The organism is Guyparkeria halophila, assembly GCF_034479635.1.
In the GTDB taxonomy this organism is placed as follows: domain Bacteria; phylum Pseudomonadota; class Gammaproteobacteria; order Halothiobacillales; family Halothiobacillaceae; genus Guyparkeria; species Guyparkeria halophila.
On record NZ_CP140153.1, the window covers coordinates 616,777 to 638,917 of the forward strand.

15 protein-coding genes and 1 tRNA gene are annotated in these 22,141 nt (G+C 65.9%); 2 read left to right on the forward strand and 14 right to left on the reverse strand.

Annotated elements, in window-relative coordinates:
* Position 1: 1 nt before the first annotated feature.
* Both SR882_RS02820 and SR882_RS02825 read left to right on the forward strand, forming a co-directional pair.
* Complete coding sequence (locus SR882_RS02820) at positions 2-676, forward strand: class I SAM-dependent methyltransferase (protein WP_322521838.1); 675 nt, start codon at positions 2-4, stop codon at positions 674-676.
* A 168-nt stretch (positions 677-844) separates the two neighbouring features.
* Entirely contained in the window at positions 845-1,891 is a 1,047-nt protein-coding gene (locus SR882_RS02825) for a zinc-binding alcohol dehydrogenase family protein (RefSeq protein WP_322521839.1), read from the forward strand.
* A gap of 179 nt (positions 1,892-2,070) precedes the next feature.
* On the opposite strand, the gene SR882_RS02830 is transcribed toward SR882_RS02825, so the two are convergent.
* The 14 genes from SR882_RS02830 to pilM form a co-directional block, all read right to left on the reverse strand.
* Positions 2,071-3,210 carry a glycerate kinase gene (locus SR882_RS02830; RefSeq protein WP_407653362.1) on the reverse strand — a complete coding sequence of 380 codons (1,140 nt, stop codon included), beginning with the start codon at positions 3,208-3,210 and terminating at the stop codon, positions 2,071-2,073.
* A gap of 4 nt (positions 3,211-3,214) precedes the next feature.
* Positions 3,215-4,579: a GntP family permease gene (locus SR882_RS02835; protein ID WP_322521841.1), complete on the reverse strand. Its 1,365-nt coding sequence runs from the start codon at positions 4,577-4,579 to the stop codon at positions 3,215-3,217.
* 343 nt (positions 4,580-4,922) lie between these two features.
* A tRNA-Ile gene (locus tag SR882_RS02840) sits at positions 4,923-4,999 on the reverse strand.
* 54 nt (positions 5,000-5,053) lie between these two features.
* Positions 5,054-6,865, reverse strand: coding sequence for an RNA polymerase sigma factor RpoD (rpoD, locus tag SR882_RS02845; RefSeq protein WP_322521842.1), 1,812 nt, complete (start codon positions 6,863-6,865; stop codon positions 5,054-5,056).
* A gap of 250 nt (positions 6,866-7,115) precedes the next feature.
* The gene (gene dnaG, locus SR882_RS02850; protein WP_322521843.1) at positions 7,116-8,735 is read right to left on the reverse strand and encodes a DNA primase; all 1,620 of its coding nucleotides are present in this window, start codon (positions 8,733-8,735) and stop codon (positions 7,116-7,118) included.
* A gap of 102 nt (positions 8,736-8,837) precedes the next feature.
* Entirely contained in the window at positions 8,838-13,301 is a 4,464-nt protein-coding gene (gene gltB / locus SR882_RS02855) for a glutamate synthase large subunit (protein WP_322521844.1), read from the reverse strand.
* A gap of 301 nt (positions 13,302-13,602) precedes the next feature.
* The gene (locus SR882_RS02860; RefSeq protein WP_322521845.1) at positions 13,603-15,066 is read right to left on the reverse strand and encodes an SPOR domain-containing protein; all 1,464 of its coding nucleotides are present in this window, start codon (positions 15,064-15,066) and stop codon (positions 13,603-13,605) included.
* Between the two features lie 41 nt (positions 15,067-15,107).
* Positions 15,108-16,226: a 3-dehydroquinate synthase gene (aroB, locus tag SR882_RS02865; RefSeq protein WP_322521846.1), complete on the reverse strand. Its 1,119-nt coding sequence runs from the start codon at positions 16,224-16,226 to the stop codon at positions 15,108-15,110.
* A 70-nt stretch (positions 16,227-16,296) separates the two neighbouring features.
* Complete coding sequence (gene aroK / locus SR882_RS02870) at positions 16,297-16,836, reverse strand: shikimate kinase AroK (RefSeq protein ID WP_322521847.1); 540 nt, start codon at positions 16,834-16,836, stop codon at positions 16,297-16,299.
* A gap of 76 nt (positions 16,837-16,912) precedes the next feature.
* Positions 16,913-19,123: a type IV pilus secretin PilQ gene (gene pilQ, locus SR882_RS02875; RefSeq protein WP_322521848.1), complete on the reverse strand. Its 2,211-nt coding sequence runs from the start codon at positions 19,121-19,123 to the stop codon at positions 16,913-16,915.
* Positions 19,124-19,126: 3 nt separating this feature from the next.
* A complete protein-coding gene (locus SR882_RS02880; protein WP_322521849.1) occupies positions 19,127-19,675 on the reverse strand; it encodes a pilus assembly protein PilP in 549 nt (182 codons plus the stop codon).
* Positions 19,672-20,295: a type IV pilus inner membrane component PilO gene (locus tag SR882_RS02885; RefSeq protein WP_322521850.1), complete on the reverse strand. Its 624-nt coding sequence runs from the start codon at positions 20,293-20,295 to the stop codon at positions 19,672-19,674. Before SR882_RS02885 ends, SR882_RS02880 begins: the two co-directional genes overlap by 4 nt.
* A 3-nt stretch (positions 20,296-20,298) precedes the next feature.
* Positions 20,299-20,886 (reverse strand): PilN domain-containing protein, encoded by a 588-nt coding sequence (locus tag SR882_RS02890; RefSeq protein WP_322521851.1) that lies wholly within the window; start codon positions 20,884-20,886, stop codon positions 20,299-20,301.
* Entirely contained in the window at positions 20,886-21,980 is a 1,095-nt protein-coding gene (gene pilM, locus SR882_RS02895) for a type IV pilus assembly protein PilM (RefSeq protein WP_322521852.1), read from the reverse strand. The genes SR882_RS02890 and pilM overlap by 1 nt, the downstream gene beginning before the upstream one ends.
* Positions 21,981-22,141 lie beyond the last annotated feature (161 nt).

Here is a 22,141-nt window from a genome sequence, read left to right on the forward strand (position 1 = left end):
CATGCGCGCGGTCTGTCCGCTCTGCGAGAGCGGCCTGTCCCGTTTCGTGACCGTGGCGATGGGCAGAAAGGCCTCGCGTCGACCGCTGGCATTCCTGGAATGCCGCACTTGTGGGCTGGTGGTGCGTGATCCGGCCGACTGGCCTGCCCCGGCCGGCGAGCGCGCGTATTACCAACTGCACGAGAACCGGGCCGATGACCCGAATTACCGGCGCTTCCTGGCGCCGGCCATCGAGCGGTTGAGGCCGCTACTGGGGCCTGGCGTGACGGCGCTGGATTTTGGCTGCGGCCCGGACTCGGCCCTCCTCGCGCTGGGCCGGGAAGCAGGGGCGTCGATGCTGGGCTACGATCCGCTGTTTGCCCCGGACGAGGCGTTGCTGCGCGCATCGGCCTATGACGTGGTCAGTTGCACCGAAACGGTCGAGCATCTGCATCGGCCACGGTCGGTGTTTCGGCAGATGGGGCGACTGCTGCGCCCGGGCGGCCGGCTGGTGATCCAGACGGGGTTCGCCCCGGATGCCGCGTCATTCGCAGACTGGCACTACTGGCGCGATCCCACCCACGTGATCTTCTTCCGCGCCCGGACTTTCGGATGGCTGGCCGCCGCCTTCGACTGGCGGATCGTCGAGATCGAGGCGCCGGTGGCCGTGTTCGAGATGCCGGTGCGCGGTGACTGATCGACAGGAAGGAGAGACTTTCATGAGAGCACTTCGAAAAACCGTCGTGAGCCGCCCGAGTGCAAGGAGCCGCGGAGCGAGCGACGAGACATATCAAGCAGATAGGCGAGGATCGAGTGAGCACGCGACGCCGCAATCGGGTGGCGCAACAGGTTTTTCGAGGTGCGTATGAAAGCGATTGGATTCGAACGTCATCTGCCCATCGACCACCCGCAGGCATTCGGGGAATACGAATTGCCGGTGCCCGAGCCGGGGCCCACGGACCTGCGCGTGGCGGTCGAGGCCGTCTCGGTCAACCCGGTGGATACCAAGGTGCGCGCCCCGCGCCACGCCGACCCGGATCATCCCGACAACCGCGCCGATCCCGCCCCAAAGGTGCTGGGCTTCGATGCCCTCGGGGTGGTCGATGCGGTCGGTTCGGCGGTCACGCGTTTTCAGCCCGGCGACGTGGTGTTCTACGCCGGCGACATCGGCCGGCACGGCAGCAATGCCGAGTTCCAGCTGGTCGACGAGGCGATCGTTGGGCATGCGCCGCGCGGTATCGATCCCGCCGATGCCGCGGCCCTGCCGCTGACGGCATTGACCGCCTGGGAGACGTTGTTCGACCGGCTGGGCCTGGACCCGGACGGTGCCGATGCCGGCACCCCGGTGCTGCTGATCAACGGTGCTGGTGGCGTGGGCTCGATGGCGATCCAGCTGGCCCGTGCGGCCGGGCTCAAGGTGATCGCGACCGCCTCGCGGCGGGAATCGCAGCAGTGGTGTCGGGAGCTGGGTGCCGACGTGGTGGTCGACCATTTCGGTGATTTGCCCGCGCAACTGGCCGAGCATCAACTCGACTCGATCCCGGCGATTGCGTGTTTCAACGATCTCGATCGCCACTACCCCGCGATGGCACAACTGGTCGCCCCGCAGGGACGGCTGGCCAGCATCGTCGGCAACAAGACGCCTTTGCCGTTCCAGGAGTTGCGCGACAAGAGCGTGGGCTTTTTCTGGGAATACATGTTCACCCGGCCGCGCTTCGACACGGCGGACAAGGGGCGTCAGGGCGAGATCCTCGACACGGTCGCCGCCATGCTCGAGGCAGGAAGGCTCAAGACGACCCGCCACCAGGTGCTCGGGCGGATCAACGTCGATAACCTGCGTGCCGCCCACCGGGCGCTGGAGGGTGGGCGCGTGATCGGCAAGCTCACCCTGGCCGGATTTGACGATCAGTAGCGGTACGCCGCCCGGGTGGGCTGTCGGGCTGAAGCCCGACCCACGGCAGTCGGGTGGGTTTGTGGTGAGTTGAACGGTCGAACCGACGTGATTCATCCCCGTCAGGTAACAAAAAAATCCCCCGGGCGTGCCGGGGGATTTGTCGTTCAGGGTGGCCCTCTGGCCGGCGATTACGCCGTTCAGCCGGTCCGCGCGAGGTAATCCTGCATCAACGCCTGCGTGCGGGCGGTGATCCAGTAAGCCGGTTCGGCCATGGCCTGTTCCAGCGTGGTCGAGCCATCGCACAGGGCCCGGGCGTCGGCCAGGCCGAACGCGGTCAGTTCCTCGTCGCTGCAGGCAATGCTGCCGGCGATGGCCATGACCGGCACGGTCAGGCGACCGGCCCGTGCGACCACCTCGGCGACCACCTTGCCGCGCGAGGTCTGCCCGTCGATCTGGCCTTCGCCGGTGATCACCAGATCCGACTCGGCGATGGCCGCGTCCAGTCCGATCAGCTCGGCGATGTAGGCCGCGCCCATCCGGGCCGTGCCGCCCAGCACGCAATCCAGCGCAAACCCCAATCCGCCGGCGGCGCCGGCGCCCGGGGTATCCACCGGGCGTTGCAGGTGACCGGCCGCCTCGATCTTTTCCGCCAGGTGCTCGAGGTGCCGGTCCATGGCCTCGATGTCCGACTCGGCCAGCCCCTTCTGCGGACCGAATACGGGGCTGGCCCCGTGCGGGCCGGTCAGCGGGTTGTCGACATCGTTGAGCACGGTGATCTCGACATCCGCCAGTCGCGGATCGATCGAGGCGAAGTCGACTCGGGCCAGCTGGCGCAAGGCGGATGGATGGCTGTCCAGCAACTGGCCATCGGCATCGAGAAAGCGCACGCCCAGCGCGGCGAGCATGCCCGCACCGCCGTCGACCGTGCCGCTGCCGCCCAGGCCGATGAGCAGGTGATTGGCGCCGGCATCCATCGCCGAGCGCATCAACTCACCCACCCCCCGTGTCCCGAGCCGCCACGGGTCGCGGCGGTCCGTGGGCACCAGGTCGAGCCCACAAGCCGAGGCCACGTCGATCACGGCCCGACGGTTGGTGGCATCGAAGCCCCAGCCGGCGGTCAGGTGCGTGCCCGTGGGCCCGTGGACGTCGGACAGATGCCACTCCCAGCCCAGCGTGTGCGCGACTAGGTCCGCGGTGCCCTCGCCGCCATCGGCCATGGGCAGGGCGCGGATCTGTGCCGTCGGGCGGGCCGCGTGAACGCCGCGCGCCATGGCCGCGGCCACGGCGTCGGCGTCCAAGCTGCCCTTGAAGCTGTCCGGGCAGAGGACAACGTGCAGGTCGTCAGACAAGGATCAGCCCCAGCAGATAGATCGTGATCATGGCGCTGATGCCTTGCAGCAGGGTGGCCGTGGTGAAGGTCTTGTAGGCCGTGGCCACCTTCATGCGACTGAACTGCGAGACCACCCAGAAGAAGCTGTCGTTGGCGTGCGAGACGGTCATCGCACCGGCACCGACGGCCATCACGGCCAGCACCTTGCCCATGTCCGAATCCAGCCCCAGGTCCGGCAGCAGCGGGGCGACCAGCGTCGAGGCGGTGACCAGCGCCACGGTCGAGGAACCCTGCGCGGACTTGAGCGCCGCGGCGATGATGAACGGCACGAACAGGCCCAGGCCGAGACCGGTGAGCATCGCGCCCAGCTGGTCGCCCAGCGGGGTGGAACGCAGCACGTTGCCGAAGGCGCCGCCGGCACCGGTGATCAGGATGATCGGGGCGGCCAGCAGGATGCCGTCGACGGTCATCTGGTGGAAGCGGTCCTTCTTCTCGTCACCCTTGATCAGGCCGAGTGCGAACAGCACACCGACAGCCAGCGCCACGACCGGCTGGCCGAAGAAGATGAAGAAGTCCGCGATAAAGCCCGGTTCGGCATCGCGCGTGGCGAGGCTGGCGATCGAGCCCAGGCAGATCAGCGCGATCGGCGCGATGATCGGCATGAACGAGGCCAGCGCCGACGGCCGGTGGGTCATGTCCGGCTCCGGCTCCTCGATCTCCTCGCCGACCGCCTCACTGATCGGATCGGGCTCGAGCATGTCCTTCTCGTTGGCCGGGTCGGAGTAGCGGCTGGCCCACAGTGCGCCGACGATGGCCGTCACCGCGGCAACCAGCAGGCCCACCAGGATTACCAGGCCGAGCGAATCGGCAATGCCGAGGTTGGCGGCCGCGGCGATCGGGCCCGGCGTCGGTGGCACGAAGTTGTGGGTGGCGAACAGGCCGGTGGCCAGCGCGACACTCATGGCGACGACGGAGATGCCGGTCTTCTTCGCCATGGCGTTCTTCAGCGAGTTGAGGATCACGTAACCCGAATCGCAGAACACCGGGATGGAGACGATGTAGCCGATCAACGAGACGGTAAAGTTGGGGAAGCGATCGGACAGCAGGCGAATGATCGCCTCGGCCATCACGACCGCCGCGCCGGTCCGTTCGAGGATCACCCCGATGATCGTGCCCAGGGCAATGACGATACCGATGTAACCCAGCGTGCCGCCGAAGCCATCGTTGATGATGCCGATGGCCTCTTTCGGCGCGATGCCGCCGGCAAGGGCCATGGCGAAGGCGGCCAGCAACAGGGCCAGGAACGGGTGCATGCGCAGTTTCGCGGTGGCGAACACCAGCGCGATCACCACGATGATCAGGCTTGCGATAAGCATGGCGCTCTATCTCCTTGGATGGGGTGGTTCTTGTCGTTGTCGATTCTTGTCATGGTCAGGCGTCGGGCGGGAACCGGCGGGCGGTTCCCGGCTGCCCGCGCATGACAGGCGCAGTGTAGACCCCATGCCACGGCGCCGCGACAAAGGATTGCCTATCAGGGATCAAGTGAGTTTGCTAGCTAATAATACGATCGACAAAACATGAAGGCGGCTTGATGCCGGGGCATCGTCCCACCGGGTCACGGTGCGGGTGGTGTCCTTGCTGCACGAACGCTCGGCCCAAACGAGAAAAAGGCCGCGCCGGGCATGCCGGGCGACCTTCGTGTCTGGTCGATTGTTTGAATGGTGGGCCCAGCAGGGCTCGAACCTGCGACCAATCGATTATGAGTCGACTGCTCTAACCAACTGAGCTATGGGCCCGTGCGGCCGTGGTGGAAACCACGAAGGCCGGCAATAAGCCGGCCTGGAAGGGGATTATTCCAACTTCGCGTCGATGAAGCTGCGCAGCTTTTCCGACCGGGACGGGTGGCGCAGCTTGCGCAGGGCCTTGGCCTCGATCTGGCGGATGCGCTCACGGGTGACGTCGAACTGCTTGCCGACTTCCTCGAGGGTGTGGTCGGTGTTCATGCCGATGCCGAAGCGCATCATCAGTACCTTGGCCTCGCGCGGGGTCAGCGTCGAGAGGATTTCCCGCACGATCTCGGAGAGCGAGGCGTTGGTGGCCGAGTCCAGCGGCGAGACGGCGCCCTGGTCCTCGATGAAGTCGCCCAGGCTGGAATCGTCGTCCTCGCCGATCGGCGTCTCCATGGAGATCGGCTCCTTGGAGATCTTCATCACCCGGCGGACCTTATCCTCCGGCAGGTCCATCCGCTCGGCCAGCTCCTCGGGGGTGGCCTCGCGGCCCATCTCCTGGAGCATCTGCCGGCTGATGCGGTTCAACTTGTTGATCGTCTCGATCATGTGCACCGGGATGCGGATGGTGCGCGCCTGGTCGGCGATCGAGCGGGTGATCGCCTGGCGGATCCACCAGGTGGCGTAGGTCGAGAACTTGTAGCCGCGACGGTATTCGAACTTGTCGACCGCCTTCATCAGGCCGATGTTGCCTTCCTGGATCAGGTCGAGGAACTGCAGGCCGCGGTTGGTGTACTTCTTGGCGATCGAGATCACGAGACGCAGGTTGGCCTCGATCATTTCCTTCTTCGCCCGGCGCGCCTTGGCCTCGCCGAGGGTCACCTGGCGGTTGACCTCGCGGATGCCGCTCACGGGGAGCTGGCTGTCGCGCTCGACCGTCGCCAGGCGCTTGGCCAGGCGCTCGATTTCCGGCTGGACCGCGGCGAACTTGGCCGTCGGCTTGCCCTTGGTGACCTCGGCGATCCAGTCGTTGCTGGTCTCGTGGCCGCGGAAGGCGTGGATAAAGGTCTCGCGCTTGATGCCGCCCTTTTCGACCGCCTGCTGCATGATCTGCTTTTCCAGCAGACGGACGCGGGCGATGGCGTCGCGCACCTGCTTGACCAGCTTCTCGTTGAAGTTGGGGTTGAGCTTCAGCGTGATCAGCTGATCGGCGATCTGGTCGGTCAGCGCCTTGATCTTGGCCGCATCGGTCTTGGCCTTGCGGCTCTTGGTGGCGACCGCGTGGCGCTGCTCGTGCAGGTCCTTGAGGTCCATGATCACCGTGCGCACGGCCTCGACGTCGATGCCGGTGTCCTTTTCCTCTTCGTCGTCGTCCGAGTCGTCGTTCTTGTTGCCGCCCGGTGTCGGGATTTCGTCGGTGAGCACATGGAAGCCCACCACCACGTCGGCGAGCTTGATCTCCTCGGCCTCGACGCGGGCGTACTGGGCGAGCAGGGTGTCCAGCGTCCGCGGGAAGGCCGCCATCGCGATGGTGACCTCGCGCAGGCCTTCCTCGATGCGCTTGGCGATCTCGATCTCGCCTTCGCGGTTGAGCAGGTCGACCGTGCCCATCTCGCGCATGTACATGCGCACCGGGTCGGTGGTGCGGCCGAACTCGGCGTCCACCTGCGAGGCGAGGACGGCGACGGCCTCTTCGGTCGCCTCGTCGTCGTTGGAGACGCGCTGCTCGTCCGACAGGCCCAGATCATCCTTGTCCGGCGGGGCCTCGGAAACCTGGATGCCCATGTCCTGGATCATGCTGATGATCACTTCGATCTGTTCGGCATCGACCAGGGATTCGGGCAGATGGTCGTTGATCTCGGCGTACGTCAGGTAACCCTGCTCGTTGCCCAGGGCGATCAACTGCTTGATGCTGGTTTGTTGGTCTTGCTGCATCGGCGTGGAACCTGCTCCGGCAATTCGGTGAAAACGTCTGAAAATCGCGCCGCGGGAGTGCAGGCGCCGAGCGCGGCGCGCCCGGGTGCCGAGCGGGCCGCGTCAGTGGATTCTGGCGGCGCGAGGAGACGTTTGGGCCTCGCGCGGGGTGGCCCGAAGAGCCGGCCAATCGGGCTAGCTGATGGTTCGGGCGTTCCCGTTGGGGAACACGAAATTATACCGCCCCGGGGACGTTTCGTCCATGTTGCGGTCAGTCGCGCGGGGGAGGGCTGCCGGCCAGATTGGCGCGTTGCTGCCGCTTCTTCTCCGCGAGTGCCTCGCGTTGACGCCGCTTCGCGAGGATGTCCCCCAGCATATTGGCGGCGATTTCCGCGTTTTCAATGCCGACGAGATTCTGCGCCTCGGCGATCTGGCGATCTTCCGCGGTCAGGCTGTCGTCAAGCAGGCGCTGGATCACGACCGGCGGCTGGCCTCCGTGCCAGACCTCGGCGGGGCGCAGGCGGTCGGTCAGGCGGGGGTGGGTCAGTGCCAGACGCAGGATGGCATGCTCCTCCGAGCGAGCCGGCGGTGGACGCTTGGCGGCAGTCGGTCCCGTGGCCTGTTGCTCTTCCCGGAACGGGCGGCCGAACAGGCCGTGGTGGCGGTCGACCTGGCGTGCGGTGAGACGCTTGAGGCTGCCCGGGGGCATGCGCTCGATCAGCTGATGGGCCTGCTTGTTCTTGCGCGCCCTGGCGGCGGTGTCATCGCCGGGGGCGGCCTCGTCGAGGTGCAGGGTGAGAAAGCGATCGAATCCCATCGCCTCCTGCTCGACGAAGCGATTGAAGCCCGTCTGGCCATGCGCGCGCACGAAGCTGTCGGGGTCTTCGCCCTCGGGCAGGAAGGCAAAGCGCAGATCGCGCCCGTCCTGCATCAGGGGCAGGGCGACCGAGAGCGCCTTGACCGCCGCGCGCCGGCCGGCCGCATCGCCATCGAAGCAGAACACGATCCGCTCGGTCTGCCGATAGAGCAGGTCGAGCTGCTCGGCGGTGGTGGCGGTCCCCAGCGTGGCGACCGCGTGAGCGACCCCGTTCTGTGCCAGCAGGATCACGTCCATGTAACCCTCGACCACGATCAGCTGGTCGGGCCGCTGGTCGACCTGGCGCGATTCGTACAGGCCGTAGACGCCATAGCCCTTGTGGAACAGTTCGGTTTCCGGCGAGTTGAGGTACTTGGGTTCCCCCGGCCCGATCACCCGGCCACCAAAGCCGATCACGTGGCCGCGCGGATCGCGGATGGGGAAGATCACCCGGCCGCGGAAGCGGTCGTAGCGGTCGCCGTTGTCCCGCTGGATCAGCAGGCCGGTGGCGACCAGCTCCTCGGGCTTCGCCCGGCTGCCCATCGCCGCCTCGAGGTGATTGCCGGCCGGGGCGAAACCCAGCGCGAAGCGGGCGGCGGTCTCGCCGGTCAGGCCGCGCTGCTTGAGAAAGTCGATCGCCTCGCTCGACTGCTTGAGGTTGCCCCGGAACCAGTCGCTGGCCATCGCGGTGACCTGGCGCAGCCGGCCGATCCGGTCGAGCTTTTCCTGGTCGCCCTTCTCGCGCGGGATTTCCAGCCCCAGCCGGCCGGCCAGGTGCTCGATGGCGCTGGGGAAGTCGAGATGATCGAATTCCATCAAAAAGCCCACCACGTTGCCGTGCGCCCCGCAGCCGAAGCAGTGATAGAACTGCTTGTCCGGGGTGACGTAGAACGACGGCGTCTTTTCCTGGTGGAACGGGCAGCAGGCGGCGAACTCCTTGCCCTTTTTCTTCAGCGGCACGCGCGCGCCGATCACCTCGACGATATCCGAGCGCGAGACGACTTCCTCGACGAAGGCTTCCGGGATGCGACTCATGGCGATTCTCGAGCGTCGCAAATAACAGGACCGACCACCCCGGGGAGGGTGGTCGGTCCCGGATTGACGATGCTTCGAGCCATAGCGGGCCCGCGCATCGGTTTACGCCGCCTTGTTGAGCAGGTCGAGCAGGTCACCGATCTCCATCGCCTTGGGCTTGACCAGCCAGAAGCGCTGCAGGTAGGCGTCGAAGTCTGCCAGGATCTCCTTCGCTCGGGCGCTGCCGGTGCGCCGCGCATGCTCCTCGATGATCGAGCGCAGGTGCTGGCGGTGCGGCTCGAGTTCGGCGGCCTGCAGGCGGTGGATGTCGACCAGCTCGTGGTTGTAGCGATCGACGAAGTCCTTCGTCTCGTCGAGGACGTAGGCGAAGCCGCCGGTCATGCCGGCACCGAAGTTGATGCCGGTCGAGCCGAGGATGGTGACGACGCCGCCGGTCATGTACTCGCAGCCATGGTCGCCACAGCCCTCGATCACCGCCTGGGCGCCGGAGTTGCGCACGGCGAAGCGCTCGCCGGCCTGGCCGGCCGCGAACAGCTTGCCGTTGGTCGCCCCGTACAGGCAGGTGTTGCCGATGATCGGGGTTTCCGAGGTGGCAAAGGTGCTGCCATTGGGCGGGTAGATGACGATCTCGCCGCCGGCCATGCCCTTGCCGACGTAGTCGTTGGCATCGCCCTCGAGCTCCAAGTGCAGGCCGCCGGCGTTGAATACGCCGAAGCTCTGCCCGGCAATGCCGGTGAACTTAAGCTTGATCGGGTGATCGTTCATGCCCTGGTTGCCGTGGCGGCGGGCGATCTCGCCCGAGACCCGCGCGCCGATCGAGCGATCGGTGTTGCGGATCGGGTAGCTGTACTCGCCGCCGGTCTTGCCCTCGATCGCCGGCATGACCTCCTTGACGATCTTCTCGGCCAGCAGACCCTTGTCGTGCGGGTCGTTTTGCGGCGCGACGCAGCAGTTGGGCGTATCCGAGGTCATGCCCGCATCCGAGAGCAGCTTGGACAGGTCCAGGTGGCGCTGCTTGTCGGTGGCCGGCTCGCGCATCTCGAACAGGTCGGTGCGACCGATCAGCTCCTCGATCGAGCGCACGCCGACGCTCGCCATCAGGTGGCGCGCTTCTTCGGCGATAAAGCGGAAGTAGTTGACCAGCTTGTCGACTTCGCCCTTGAAGTGCTCCAGGCGCAGCACCTTGTTCTGGGTGGCGACGCCGGTGGCGCAGTTATTCAGGTGGCAGATGCGCAGGAACTTGCAGCCGATCGCGATCATCGGGCCGGTGCCGAAGCCGAAGCTTTCCGCGCCCAGGATGGCCGCCTTGACCACGTCCAGGCCGGTCTTGAGACCGCCGTCGGTCTGCAGGCGGACCTTGTCGCGCAGGTCGTTGGCGCGCAGGGTCTGGTGAGCCTCGGTCAGGCCCAGCTCCCACGGGCTGCCGGCGTACTTGACCGAGGTCAGCGGGCTCGCGCCGGTGCCGCCGTCATAGCCCGAGATGGTGATCAGGTCCGCGTAGGCCTTGGCCACGCCGGCGGCGACGGTGCCCACGCCCGGCTCGGAGACCAGCTTGACCGAGACCAGCGCCTGCGGGTTGGTCTGCTTCAGATCGAAGATCAGCTGGGCCAGATCCTCGATCGAGTAGATGTCGTGGTGCGGCGGGGGCGAGATCAGCGCCACGCCCGGACGGGCGTAACGCAGCTTGCCGATGAACTCGTCGACCTTGTGGCCCGGCAATTGACCGCCTTCGCCGGGCTTGGCGCCCTGGGCGATCTTGACCTGCAGTACCTCGGCGTTGACCAGGTAGTGCGGCGTGACGCCGAAGCGCCCCGACGCGATCTGCTTGATCTTGCTCATCTTCGGCGTGTTGAAACGCGCCGGGTCCTCGCCGCCCTCACCGGAATTCGAACGCGCGCCCAGGCGGTTCATCGCCTCGGCGATGGTTTCGTGCGCCTCGGGGGAAAGCGCGCCCAGGCTCATGCCGGCCGAGTCAAAGCGCGAGACGATCGACTCGATCGGCTCGACCTCGTCCAGCGGGATCGGCGAGACATTCTCCTTGAGGTGGAACATGTCGCGGAAGGCCGCCACCGGGCGCTCGTTGACGTGGGCGGCGTATTCCTCCCAGGCCGTGTAGTCGTCTTCCTTGACCGCCTTTTGCAGCGTCTGGACCACGTCCGGGTTGTAGGCGTGGTACTCGCCGCCGTCGATGTACTTCAACAGGCCACCCTGGCGCGGCAGCTTGCGCTTGGTGAAGGCCTCCTTGATCAGGATCTTCTGGTCGGCCTCCAGATCGACGAAGCTCGCGCCGGCCACGCGGCTGGTGGTGTCCTTGAAGCACAGGTCGACGACCTCGTCGGCCAGGCCGATGATCTCGAACAACTGGGCGCCGCGGTAGCTGGCGACCGAGGAGATGCCCATCTTCGACAGGATCTTCTTCAGGCCCTTGTTGATGCCCTTGACGTAGTTGCCGGCCAGCTTGTCGGCCTGCTTGACGTCGATCTGGTTGCGGCGACGCATGTCGTTGATCGACTCGAAGGCCAGATACGGGAACACCGCGGTCGCGCCGTAGCCGATCAGCACCGCGTTTTGGTGCGAATCACGCGCGGTGGCGGTTTCGACGACGATGTTGGCATCGGTGCGCAGGCCTTCGCGGATCAGGCGATGATGGACCGCGCCGGTGGCGAGCAGGGCGTGGACCGGCAGGCGATCGGCGGCGATGTTCCGGTCGGAGAGTACCAGTACGGTGTGCTCGCCCTGGATGGCGGCGACGGCCTCGTCGGTAATGCGACGGACGGCCGCTTCCAGGCCCTCGTCCGGGGCGTAGTTGAGTTCGATGCGCTGCGAGGAGAATTCCTTGTCGGCCAGTTTGGTCAGGGCCTCGAAGCGAGCCGGCGTCAGGATCGGACTTTCCAGCTGCACGCGGTGGGCGTGCTCCGGGGTTTCCTCGAAGACGTTGCGTTCCCGGCCGATCAGGGTCTCGAGCGACATGACCACCGCCTCGCGCAACGGATCGATCGGCGGGTTGGTCACCTGGGCGAATTGCTGACGGAAGTAGTCGAACAGCGAGCGCTGGGTCTGCGAGAGCACGGCCATCGGCGTGTCGTCGCCCATCGAGCCGATCGCCTCCTGGCCATTCTCGGCCAGCACGCGAATGACCTGGTCGCGCTCCTCGAATGAGAGCAGGAAGGCCTTCTCGTAGGTGCGGACCGTGTCGTCGTCCATCGGCTCGCGCGACAGGACTTCCTCGTCGGTGATCGAGTTCTTCAGGCGCACGGACTGTTCACGCAGCCACTGGCGGTAGGGCTTGCGGGTCTTGAGCTGGCCATCGATTTCCGGCGGCAGCAGCAGCTTGCCCTCGGCGGTGTCGACCGCGACCATCTGGCCCGGGCGCACGCGGCCCTTCTGAACCACGTCGGCCGGATCGTAGTCCCAGACGCCGATCTCGGAGGCGAGCGTGATGTGGCGGTCCTTGGTGATCACCCAGCGGGCCGGGCGCAGGCCGTTGCGGTCCATGGCGCAGGCGACAAAGCGGCCGTCGGTCATGACGATGCCGGCCGGGCCGTCCCACGGCTCCATGTGCAGGGAGTTGAATTCGTAGAAGGCGCGCAGGTCGGCATCCATGTGCTCGACGTTCTGCCAGGCCGGCGGCACGATCAGGCGCATGGCGTGGATCATGTCCAGCCCGCCGGTGATCAGTACCTCGAGCATGTTGTCCATGGAGGACGAGTCCGAGCCGGTGGTGTTGACCAGCGGCTGGATGCGGTTCATGTCCGGGATCAGCGGCGAGGAGAACTTGGCCGCGCGCGCCAGCGCCCAGTTGCGGTTGCCGCGGATGGTGTTGATCTCGCCGTTGTGGGCCAGATAGCGGAACGGCTGGGCAAGCTTCCATTCCGGGAAGGTGTTGGTCGAGAAACGCTGGTGGAAGACCGCCTGCGAGGACTCCAGCTGAGGATCGTTGAGATCCTTGTAGAAGCGCGGCAGGTCCTCGGGCATCAGCAGGCCCTTGTAGGAGATGACCTGGCTCGCGAGCGACGGGATGTAGAAGTCCGGATCGTCGTGGATCAGGTTCTCGGTATCCCGGCGCGCGACGAACAGGGCGGCGTTGAACTGGCTCTCGTCCATGCCCTCGGCCGGGGTGATGAACAGGTGCTCGATCTCCGGGCGCTTCTCGGCCGACATCTCGCCCAGCACCGACGGGTCGGTCGGCACGGTGCGCCAGCCGGCGAGGTTGAGCCCCTGTTCGGCGATCGCGCCGATCAGTGCTTCGCGGGCGCGCTCGCGCTTGGCCTCGTCACGGGAGAAGAACACCACGCCTACGGCATAGGTCTCGGGCAGGTCAATGCCTTGAGCGCTTGCCGCCTGACGGAAGAAGCCATCGGGTTTTTTCAGCAACAGGCCGCAGCCGTCGCCCGACTTGCCGTCGGCGGAAATGCCGCCGCGGTGAGTCATGCGAGCCAGCGCACCGATCGCGGTCGATACCAGGCCGTGGCTGGCGTGGTCGTCCATGTGGGCGATCAGGCCGAAGCCGCAGTTCTCTTTCTCGAAACTCGGGTGGTACAGACCTTGGGTGGGGGCTTGGCTCATGAGTTGCGCAACCTCTTGGATTCTTCCGGCTTGCCGGGCGAGCGACGCTCATCCCGCCCTCGGCTTGGCGGCCCGGCCGTCTCGTCGGCGCGCTCTGACAGCGCGCCTTCAGTCCAGGTGCCGACCGTGGTTCGATGTGCGCCCGTATCCGGGGGATTTGGGCAAAATGGGCCGGAATTTTACCGGCCCCGGGGGATTCAGGCAAATCGACAAATCCGCGCGTCACCGCCTCGGGTCAGGCGGATGACGCGACGGAGGCGGGTGGGGCGCGGATTGCCTGGCGGCCGGGCCGCGAGGTCCCTTAATCAGTGGCGTCGATGAGTCGATCCTGAATCGCCCCGATCGAGCGCGGGTAAGGCTTGAGGTCGCGCAGCGCGGTCGGCAGGGAGTCGATGGCGTGCTCGGCTCGTTCGGCCGAGGCGAAGTCGCCGAAGGTCACCGTGTAGAGGATCTTGCCGTTGATGGCCTGGGTGTAGATGCGCCACTGATCACGCGGCTGGGCGTCGGTTGCGAAACGCTCGATCATTGACTCGGCGCCATCGAGGTTGCCGAAGGCGGCCAACTGGATGGCGGCCCGGGCCCGTGGCTGGTCGCGGAACCAGGCGTTGTCGACGTCCGCCGGTGGCGTGGACGCGGCGGTGCCACGGGCCTCTTCCGTGACGGGGGTCGTCGCGGCATCGGCCTCTTGTCCGGTGGCGTCGCTGCTGGACGTCTCGCTGCCGTCGGTCGATTCGGTGGCATTGCTGTCGGAGGCGGCGGCGTCCGCGGTGGCAGGCGCACTGCTCTCGCCCGTGCTTTCCTCCGGGAATGGGACATGCGGCGGCAGGCCGTGGTCGACCGGTGCGGCGGTTTTGGCCTCGGTGTCCGCCGCTTTCTCGGAGGCGATGTCGGTGCCGCTAGGTGTCTCGCTGTCGGCCCCCTCGTTCGCTGTTTGCTCCTCGGCGCCCTGGGCGTCGGCCGACGCTCGCGCGGCGGATTGCTCGCTTGACTCGTTCAGGGCGATCGCCTTCTCGGTGGTCGAGGGCGTGGGGGCCTCCGACCGGCCGAGCAGGGCGAACACCCCAATGGCGACAACGGCAACGCTGATGACTGCGGCAATCAGCAGGGTCGGGCTGGCCCAGAGCGGGCGACTTGCCGGCGCCGGCCGGGAAGGCTGGTTGTCTGTCGGCGGGGCTGAGGAGGTTGTCGTGGCGGCCGCGGCGGCGCTATCCGGGGTGCCCGCGGCGGCCGCTGGTGCCGCCGCGGCCGCTTGCGTGCTGCCGAGCAACTGGGCGCAATGCAGATCGGCGACCAGGCCGGCCAGCGGTTGGGCCGTTTCCGCCTGTTCACACAGGCCGGCGGCGCCGACCAGGAGAAAGAGGATGCGTTCGCGTGCCAGTTCGTGCGACTGGGTGATCAGGTCGAACAGGGCGTCGGCGGCGTCTGATGCCAGCCAGTGGTCGGCGTTTTCCACCACGATCAGCAGTCGCTCCTGGCCCTCGAGCGTGGCGGTGGCGGCGCTGATCAACTGGTCGATCGTTTCGATCCCGGCGGACAGATGCAGCATGGTGCTCAGCTGGTCGATCAGGGCGGCGGAGCCGTTGCCGCTGTCGGCACGCAAGACGGCCGGGCGGACCTGGCGGGGCAGTTTCTGGCCGATCAGCTTGACGAAGGCGCGGCGCTCGGCGGCCGATTCCCCCTCGACGACCATGAACCGGTCGGAGTACTTGGCGTACTGGACGATTCGTTCGGCCTGTTCCAGGGCGTGTTCCGTCGCTTCGGTCATGGCAGCATCCTTCGTTGCTTGAGTCGGGAATCAATCAGTGTTCAGTCGGCGGCCCGCGTGGCCTCGATGGTGGCGCGAATGTCCTCGTCCGCCACCCGGTCCACCAGGCGTGCCTGGCCGAGCCGGCCCAGCAGGACGAGTCGCAGTCGACCATCCTCGACCTTCTTGTCGCTGTCCATCAACTCCCGCAGGCGGTCGGTGGAGAGCTCGGCCGGGGCCCGGGTGGGTAGACCCGCCGATTCGACCAAGGTTTCGATGCGCTGGACCGTGGGCGTGTCGATCAGGCCGAGGCGGCGGGACAGGTCGGCCGCCATGCACATGCCCGCACCGACCGCCTCGCCGTGCAGCCAATGCCCGTACCCCATGCCGGCCTCGATGGCGTGGCCGAAGGTGTGGCCCAGGTTGAGCAGGGCGCGAATGCCGCCCTCGCGCTCGTCCTGGCGGACGATCTCGGCCTTGATCAGGCACGATTGGCGGATCGCCTCGGTGAGTGCGGCGCGGTCACGCTGGCGCAGCGCGCCGATGTTGCTCTCGATCCAGTCGAGGAAATCCTCGTCCCAGAGCAGCCCGTACTTGATCACCTCGGCCAGCCCCGCCGAGAGCTCGCGATCGGGCAGTGTGTCGAGGCTGGCGGTGTCGGCCAGCACGCAGCGCGGCTGATAGAACGCGCCGATCATGTTCTTGCCGCGCGGGTGGTTGACGCCGGTCTTGCCGCCCACGGAGCTGTCGACCTGGGCGAGCAGGGTGGTCGGCACCTGGATGAAGGGCACGCCGCGTTGGAAGCTCGCCGCGGCAAAGCCGGTGATGTCGCCGATCACCCCGCCGCCCAGGGCGATCAGGGTGGTCTTGCGATCCACCTGCTTTTCCATCAGGAAATCGTAGATGCGCTCGAGTATTTCGAGATTCTTGTATTGCTCGCCGTCGGGCAGGGCGATCAGGTCGACGCGCTTGTCGGCCGCCTCCAGTGCCTGTGTCAGTCGCTCGGCGTACAGCGGGGCGACCGTGGTGTTGCTGACGATCACCGCCCGCGAGGAGGGAACGAAACGGGCGATCTGTTCGCCATCGATCAGTCCGGCGCCGATGAAGATCGGGTAGCTGCGCTCACCCAGGTCCACATTGACGGTGGTGGGCTGCGAGTTGGGAGCGGCGGGATCGTGCATGATCGGTGCCCTGTCGGCTGCATTTCGTCGGATATCGACGGCCTCGTGGGGCCGCCTTGGGAAGTCTACATCAACCCGTCTGGTTGTCGTCGGCGTCGAGCCCGCTCTGCCGGCTTGCGGCGAGGATGCGGTCGGCCATCGCCCGCGGGGTCTGGCCGCCGGTCTCCAGCACCACGTGGGCGGTTTCCCGGTAGAGCGGGTCGCGCTCGTCCATCAGCCGCCGCAGTGTCGCCTTTCGGTCGCCGTTCTGCAGTAGCGGTCGCTGGGTGTCGTGCTGGGTCCGTTCGAACTGGCGTTCGACCGAGGTGTACAGGTAGACGACCAGGCCGTTTTTCCGCAGCAGTTCCCGGTTGTCCGCTCGCAGAACCGCGCCACCGCCGCTGGCGAGCACCATGCCCTGGCCCGCGGTCAGGCTGGCGAGCATGTCGTGTTCCCGCTCACGGAAGCCCGCTTCGCCTTCGATATCGAAGATCAGCGGAATGCTCGCGCCGGTGCGTTTCTCGATTTCGCGGTCGGAGTCGTGAAACTGCCAGTCCAGGCGGTTGGCCAGGATCCGGCCGATGGTGGTCTTTCCGGCCCCCATCGGGCCGATCAGGATGATATTGCGCATGTGATCCGATTATACCGACAGGGGACACGAAAAACCCCGCCGAAGCGGGGTTGGTTTTATCCACTCAGCGGTCTGATCAGTTATTGATCAGCACGCCACGGTTGTGGTTCGCCAGGTTGTCGCGATCGACGATCTTCGGCGTGACGAAGATCAGCAATTCGAACCGCGAGTCATCGCGCAGCCGGTTCTTGAACAGGTTGCCGATACCCGGCAGGTCACCGAAGAACGGCACTTTCTCCAGCTGGGTGACGTTCTCGAACTCGTAGATGCCGCCCAGCACCACGGTCTGGCCGTTCTGCACCTGCACCTTGGTCTGCACCTCGCGGGTGTTGATCGGCGGCTCACCATTGATCGCGCGGGTGTAGTCCGGCTCTTCCTTCATCACCAGGATGTCCATGATCACCATGTCATTGGGCGTGATCTGCGGCGTGACCTCGGTCTTGAGCAGGGCTTCCTTGAACTCGATGTTGGCGATGGCGCCACCGCCCGAGGCCGTCTGGGACTGGTAGGGGATCTCCACGCCCTGCGAGATGGTCGCCTTGTGGCCGTTGGTGGTGATTACCTTCGGGTTGGAGACGATCTTGCCGGTGCCCTCGCTCTGCATGGCCTGGAGCTCGAGGTTCAAGAGCACGTTCGAGCCGAGGATGGCCAGCCCCAGCGAGCCGGTCGGATCGCCGCTGATCGGGGTGTTGACCATCCAGCTGTCTTGGGCCGCGAACGTGGTGCTGTTCAGAGTGCCGTCGCCCGTATCGATCGGGAAACTGGGCGCGTCGCTGCCGTCGTAAGCACCACCCCCAAAGCCAACGCGCTGTCCGCCGCGGTCAAAGCCGCCTTGCAAGCCCCAGCGAACGCCCAGTTCGCGCGAGAAGTTGTCGGTGGCGATCACGATGCGGGTCTCGATCAACACCTGCTTGACCGGACGGTCAACCTGCTCGATCAGGCCACGAACGCGATCGAGCGCCTCGGCGGTGTCGGTCACGATCAGGTTGTTGGTGCGCGAGTCGACCGTGATCGAGCCGCGGCGGCTGAGGAAGTTGCCGTCGCTCTTCTTTTCGCCCGAACTCTCGCCCAGTCCGGAACTCTGGCGCACCAGGGCCGCGATGTCGTCGGCCTTGGCGTAGTTGATCTGGACGATGTCGGTGATCAGCGGTGCCAGCTGCTGGGCCTGCTCGCGGGCGGCCAGCTCGGCCTTGTCGCGGGCGGCGATCTCGTCGGTGGGCGCGACGTAGATCACGTTGCCGTTCTCGCGTGAGGAAAGGCCCTTCGTGGTCATGATCAGGTCGAGGGCCTGGTCCCAGGGCACGTTTTCCAGTCGCAGGCTGATCGAGCCCTGGACGGTGTCGCTGACCACGATGTTGTTGCCGGTGAAATCGGCAATCAGTTGCAGCAGCGGGCGGACCTGGATGTCCTGGAACTTCAGGGTCAGGCGCTCGCCGGTGTATTCCTTCTTGCCCAGCGAGGTGCGTTGCTCTTCCTCGGGGATCGGCTGGACCTCGATGACCAGACGGTTGCCGGTCTGGTAGGCCAGGTGTTCGCCGGCATCCTTGGTCTTGAGGGTCACCCGGCTGCCGTTGCCTTCGCGGCGGACATCGACGCGTTCGACCGGGGTGGCGAAGTCGTTGACGTTGTAGCCGCCTTCCTCGATGCGGGTGCCGGGCAGACGCACGACGATCTGGCTGCCCTGGCGGCGGATGTCCATCGGTGCCTCGGTGCTGCCGACATCGAGCAGCAGGCGACCGGCGCCGCTGGAGGCGCGGCGGAAGTCGATCGGCTGGCCGGCGTCCATGGCCGTGGCCTCGGAGCTGCCCGGGGTGGTCACGGCCAGCCCGCTCTCGGTGGTCGTGGCCTGGCGCACCTGGTCAAAGGAGACCGTTACGCGGTTGCCGTTTTGGTCGATGGAGTAGGGCACCGATTGGTCGAGGTTGAAGACCGCGCGGGTCTTGCCGTTGGCCTCGGCGAGCATGACCGATTTCACCGCACCCAGGCCGATCTCCGTCTGGCGGCTGCCGGTCTGGTTGTCGACGTCCGGCAGGTCGACCGCGACACGCGCCGGGTTGTCGATCTTGAAGCTACCCGGCTCGCCGGCCAGCGGCTCGGAGAGGCTGAAGTGCACTTGGACCGTGCCGTCGCTGGTGCGGTCGTAGGTGATCTCGTCGAGATCGCCGGCCAGTGCCAGGCATGGAGCCAGAGCGGCGGCCATGGTGATCGCTGGGAGGCCAAGCCCTCGACGCAGTCCGGTGCTCAGGCGTGAAGGTTTCTTGAGGTTGTCCATATCGCTGCTTCCCATCATTTAGCTCCGGCCGCTCTGAGACTTGACGACCGTTGTCTGTTTTCTCCAGCCACCCTGTCCATCGGGTACGACTTCCTCCAGCGTGACGCTGGTCTCACCGATCTCCATGACTTCGCCGTAGTTGCGACCCATGTGGTCACCCAGCATTACCTCGTGAATGACGCCGTTGCCATCGCGGATCAGGGCGTAGGTATTGCCCTGACGAGTGATGATGCCGCGCATCGCGAGTGCATCCAGCGGGAACTGCTCCAGCGGTTCCTTGGGACGATCGACATCCGGCTTGAGACCATCCGAGTCGTCGATGTCGTCTTGCGTCATTGGCATGAACGGCGTCCGCGCCTCTTCGGGCACGCTGTAGGCGTACTTGGGCAAGGGTTTCATTTCCGGGATCGGCTCGATCTTGCCGCCCGGGCGGGCCTCCAGCTCGGCGACCTTCTGCTTGAGATCGGTCATGTCCTGGGCGCAGCCACTGACGACGCCGATCAGAACGAGCCCCGAGCCGATCAAGCCCAGCCGGGTCAGGCCGGTTCGCTTGTGATCCATGTTCATTGACCGCCTCCTTGCTCGCCGCTTTCGAGATACCGGTAGGTCTTCGCCTGGATGCCCATCGTCAGTTCGCGCGGGCTGTCCGCATCGTCCGCGGTGCTGGCGTCACGCGGCTTCATCGCCGGGTTGTGCAGGGTGACGATCCGCGGCAGGTTGGCCGTGTCGCTGATGAATTGCGTCAGTTCACGGTAGGTGCCGCGCAGCGACAGGTGATAGGTCATCTCGGCATAGAAGTCGTGCTTGACCTCACCGCCGGGACGGATCTGCTCGTTTTTCAGCCCGTTGGAGAGCGAGGTCTGGGCGACGTTGTCGATCAGGTTTTCCGCCTCGCGCTTGTTCGGCAACTGGCGCAGCAACTCGCCGAAACGGGTCTCCATTTCCTTGATCTGGGCCTGGTAGGCCTCGAGGTTGGCTGCCAGGCGCTGTTTCTGGTCGACGGTCTGCAGGAGCGATCGCTCTTCCCGCTGTTCGCGCTCGAGCAACTCCTTCTGCGGCATGGTGTCGAAATACACCACCCCGCCAACGATCAGCACGAAAACGAAGGCGAAGATGACCAGTCGCGTTCCCAGCGAGGTCAGGCCAATCGTCTGAAAATCGAGATTTCTCAGTTCGTTGAGATCCATGGCTCAGTTCTCCTGGTCCGCGTCATCTTCCTTGGGCGGCGTGATCTTCGCTTCGATCGAGAACACGTACTGGCCGGCATCGGTGGTCTGGCCCGAGCCCTCGGCAAGGATGCCCGACCCCACCAGGCTGGCGCTGCCGATGTAGTCGGCGCTGTTCAGGCGGCGGAGATAGGCCGCGACCCGTGCTTGGGCATCGGCCTTGCCCTGGATGCTGATCTTCTCGTCGTTGGTCACCGTGACGTCGGTGAGCTGGACGCCGTCCGGCAGGGTGGTGATGAAGCTTTCGACCAGGTGGACGATCGTCGGTCGGCTGGACTGAAGCTTCTCGATGACCTGCATGCGGGCGGTGAGCTCGGCTTTGCGCTGCTTGAGCTCGTTGATCGTCTGGATCTGGCGGTCGAGCTTCTTGATCACGTCCTCGAGATAGGCGTTGCGGGCCTGCTGGTTCTCGATCTGCGACTGCATGTAGCTGTGGATGCCGAAGGCGACACCAACGGCGATCAGCGCGGCCAGCACGAGGTGGACGACAAAGTCGCGTTGCCGCTTCTGGCGCCGTTCCTCGCGCCAGGGGAGAAGGTTGATCCGTCTCATCAGTCGAAGCTCCTTAACGCAAGCCCGCAGGCAATCAGCATTGCGGTGCCATGCCGAGCCATTTGCTCGGCGGACACGCCAGGTCCCTTGGCGAGTGCGGCGAACGGATTCGCCAGCCGGGTCGGTACCCCGGTCTCGTTGTTGATGCGCTCAACGGCGCCGGCGGTGTTGGCCGCGCCGCCGCCGAGAAGAATCAGGTTGACGGTGCTACCACTGGATTCCGAGTAGTAGTACTGGATGAATCGCTCGATGTTCATGGCGAGCGAGTCGAGGTAGGGCTGAAGCACCTTGCGGGGATAGTCCTCGGGAAGGCTGTCGTCGCGCTTGCGCTCCTCCGCCTCCTCGAGCGTCAAGCCGTACTGGGCAGCGATCTCGCTGGTGAGCTGCTGGCCGCCGCCTTCGTGTTCGCGGGTATAGACGATGTCGTCGCCAACGAAGATGCTCAGCGTCGTGGTGGTGTCGCCGAGGTCGAACACCGCGACCGGCTGGGAACGTTCTTCCGGGGCGAGTGTCTGAGCGATTATCTCGGTAAACGCGTTCTGCAGGGCGAAGGATTCGATGTCGACCACGTCGACCGTCATGCCGGCCGCCTCGGCTACCGCCACCCGACTGTCGACATTGTCGGTGCGCGTGGCGGCCATCAGGACGTCGACACCCTCGGATTCCCCGGTGCGTCGCTTGGTCTGCTTGCCGAGGATGTCGGTCTGGACCGGTTCGAAGTCGAAGTTGACCTCGTCGATCGGGAAGGGGATGTACTGGTCGGCTTCCAGTCGCACCTGTTCCTCGAGTTCGAATTCGTCGCCGGGGTTGTCGATATGCAACACCCGGCTGACGGCCGAGGAGGTCGGCACCGCCATGCACAGGTGGCGTCCCTTCAGTCGGGTCCGCCGCACGGCGCGGGTCAGCGCGTCAGCGACGGCTTCCGTGTCGGTGATCGACTTGCCCTGTACGGCGCCTTGCGGCAGGGGTTCGATGGCGAATGCCGTGGTGCGATAACCACCGCGGCGTTTCTCCAGTTGGATTAGCTTGACGGCGGTCGAGCTGATGTCGACGCCGAGGCGAGCGGGTTTAGCGCTGAATAGTGGCACGGTCATTCCCTTCCTTTTGAGCGTGCGTTAAGGTTTCGCACACACGCACCTTGTCTCCCAGAGATGCATCCTATGGCATAACCGTCGCGCTTGTCGACAACGGCGCCGGTGCGTGCCCGCAACAACAGGCACTGGGCCTTTTTTTCGCTATTCGAATGAAGCTTATC

What these genes read in the sequence shown, in the direction of transcription:
- SR882_RS02820 (WP_322521838.1), top strand. Translation starts at nt 2, where the DNA reads ATGCGCGCGGTCTGTCCGCTCTGCGAGAGCGGCCTGTCCCGTTTCGTG.
- SR882_RS02825 (WP_322521839.1), top strand. Translation starts at nt 845, where the DNA reads ATGAAAGCGATTGGATTCGAACGTCATCTGCCCATCGACCACCCGCAG.
- SR882_RS02835 (WP_322521841.1), bottom strand. Translation starts at nt 4,579, where the DNA reads ATGCTTATCGCAAGCCTGATCATCGTGGTGATCGCGCTGGTGTTCGCC.
- rpoD (WP_322521842.1), bottom strand. Translation starts at nt 6,865, where the DNA reads ATGCAGCAAGACCAACAAACCAGCATCAAGCAGTTGATCGCCCTGGGC.
- dnaG (WP_322521843.1), bottom strand. Translation starts at nt 8,735, where the DNA reads ATGAGTCGCATCCCGGAAGCCTTCGTCGAGGAAGTCGTCTCGCGCTCG.
- gltB (WP_322521844.1), bottom strand. Translation starts at nt 13,301, where the DNA reads ATGAGCCAAGCCCCCACCCAAGGTCTGTACCACCCGAGTTTCGAGAAA.
- SR882_RS02860 (WP_322521845.1), bottom strand. Translation starts at nt 15,066, where the DNA reads ATGACCGAAGCGACGGAACACGCCCTGGAACAGGCCGAACGAATCGTC.
- aroB (WP_322521846.1), bottom strand. Translation starts at nt 16,226, where the DNA reads ATGCACGATCCCGCCGCTCCCAACTCGCAGCCCACCACCGTCAATGTG.
- aroK (WP_322521847.1), bottom strand. Translation starts at nt 16,836, where the DNA reads ATGCGCAATATCATCCTGATCGGCCCGATGGGGGCCGGAAAGACCACC.
- pilQ (WP_322521848.1), bottom strand. Translation starts at nt 19,123, where the DNA reads ATGGGAAGCAGCGATATGGACAACCTCAAGAAACCTTCACGCCTGAGC.
- SR882_RS02880 (WP_322521849.1), bottom strand. Translation starts at nt 19,675, where the DNA reads ATGAACATGGATCACAAGCGAACCGGCCTGACCCGGCTGGGCTTGATC.
- SR882_RS02885 (WP_322521850.1), bottom strand. Translation starts at nt 20,295, where the DNA reads ATGGATCTCAACGAACTGAGAAATCTCGATTTTCAGACGATTGGCCTG.
- SR882_RS02890 (WP_322521851.1), bottom strand. Translation starts at nt 20,886, where the DNA reads ATGAGACGGATCAACCTTCTCCCCTGGCGCGAGGAACGGCGCCAGAAG.
- pilM (WP_322521852.1), bottom strand. Translation starts at nt 21,980, where the DNA reads ATGACCGTGCCACTATTCAGCGCTAAACCCGCTCGCCTCGGCGTCGAC.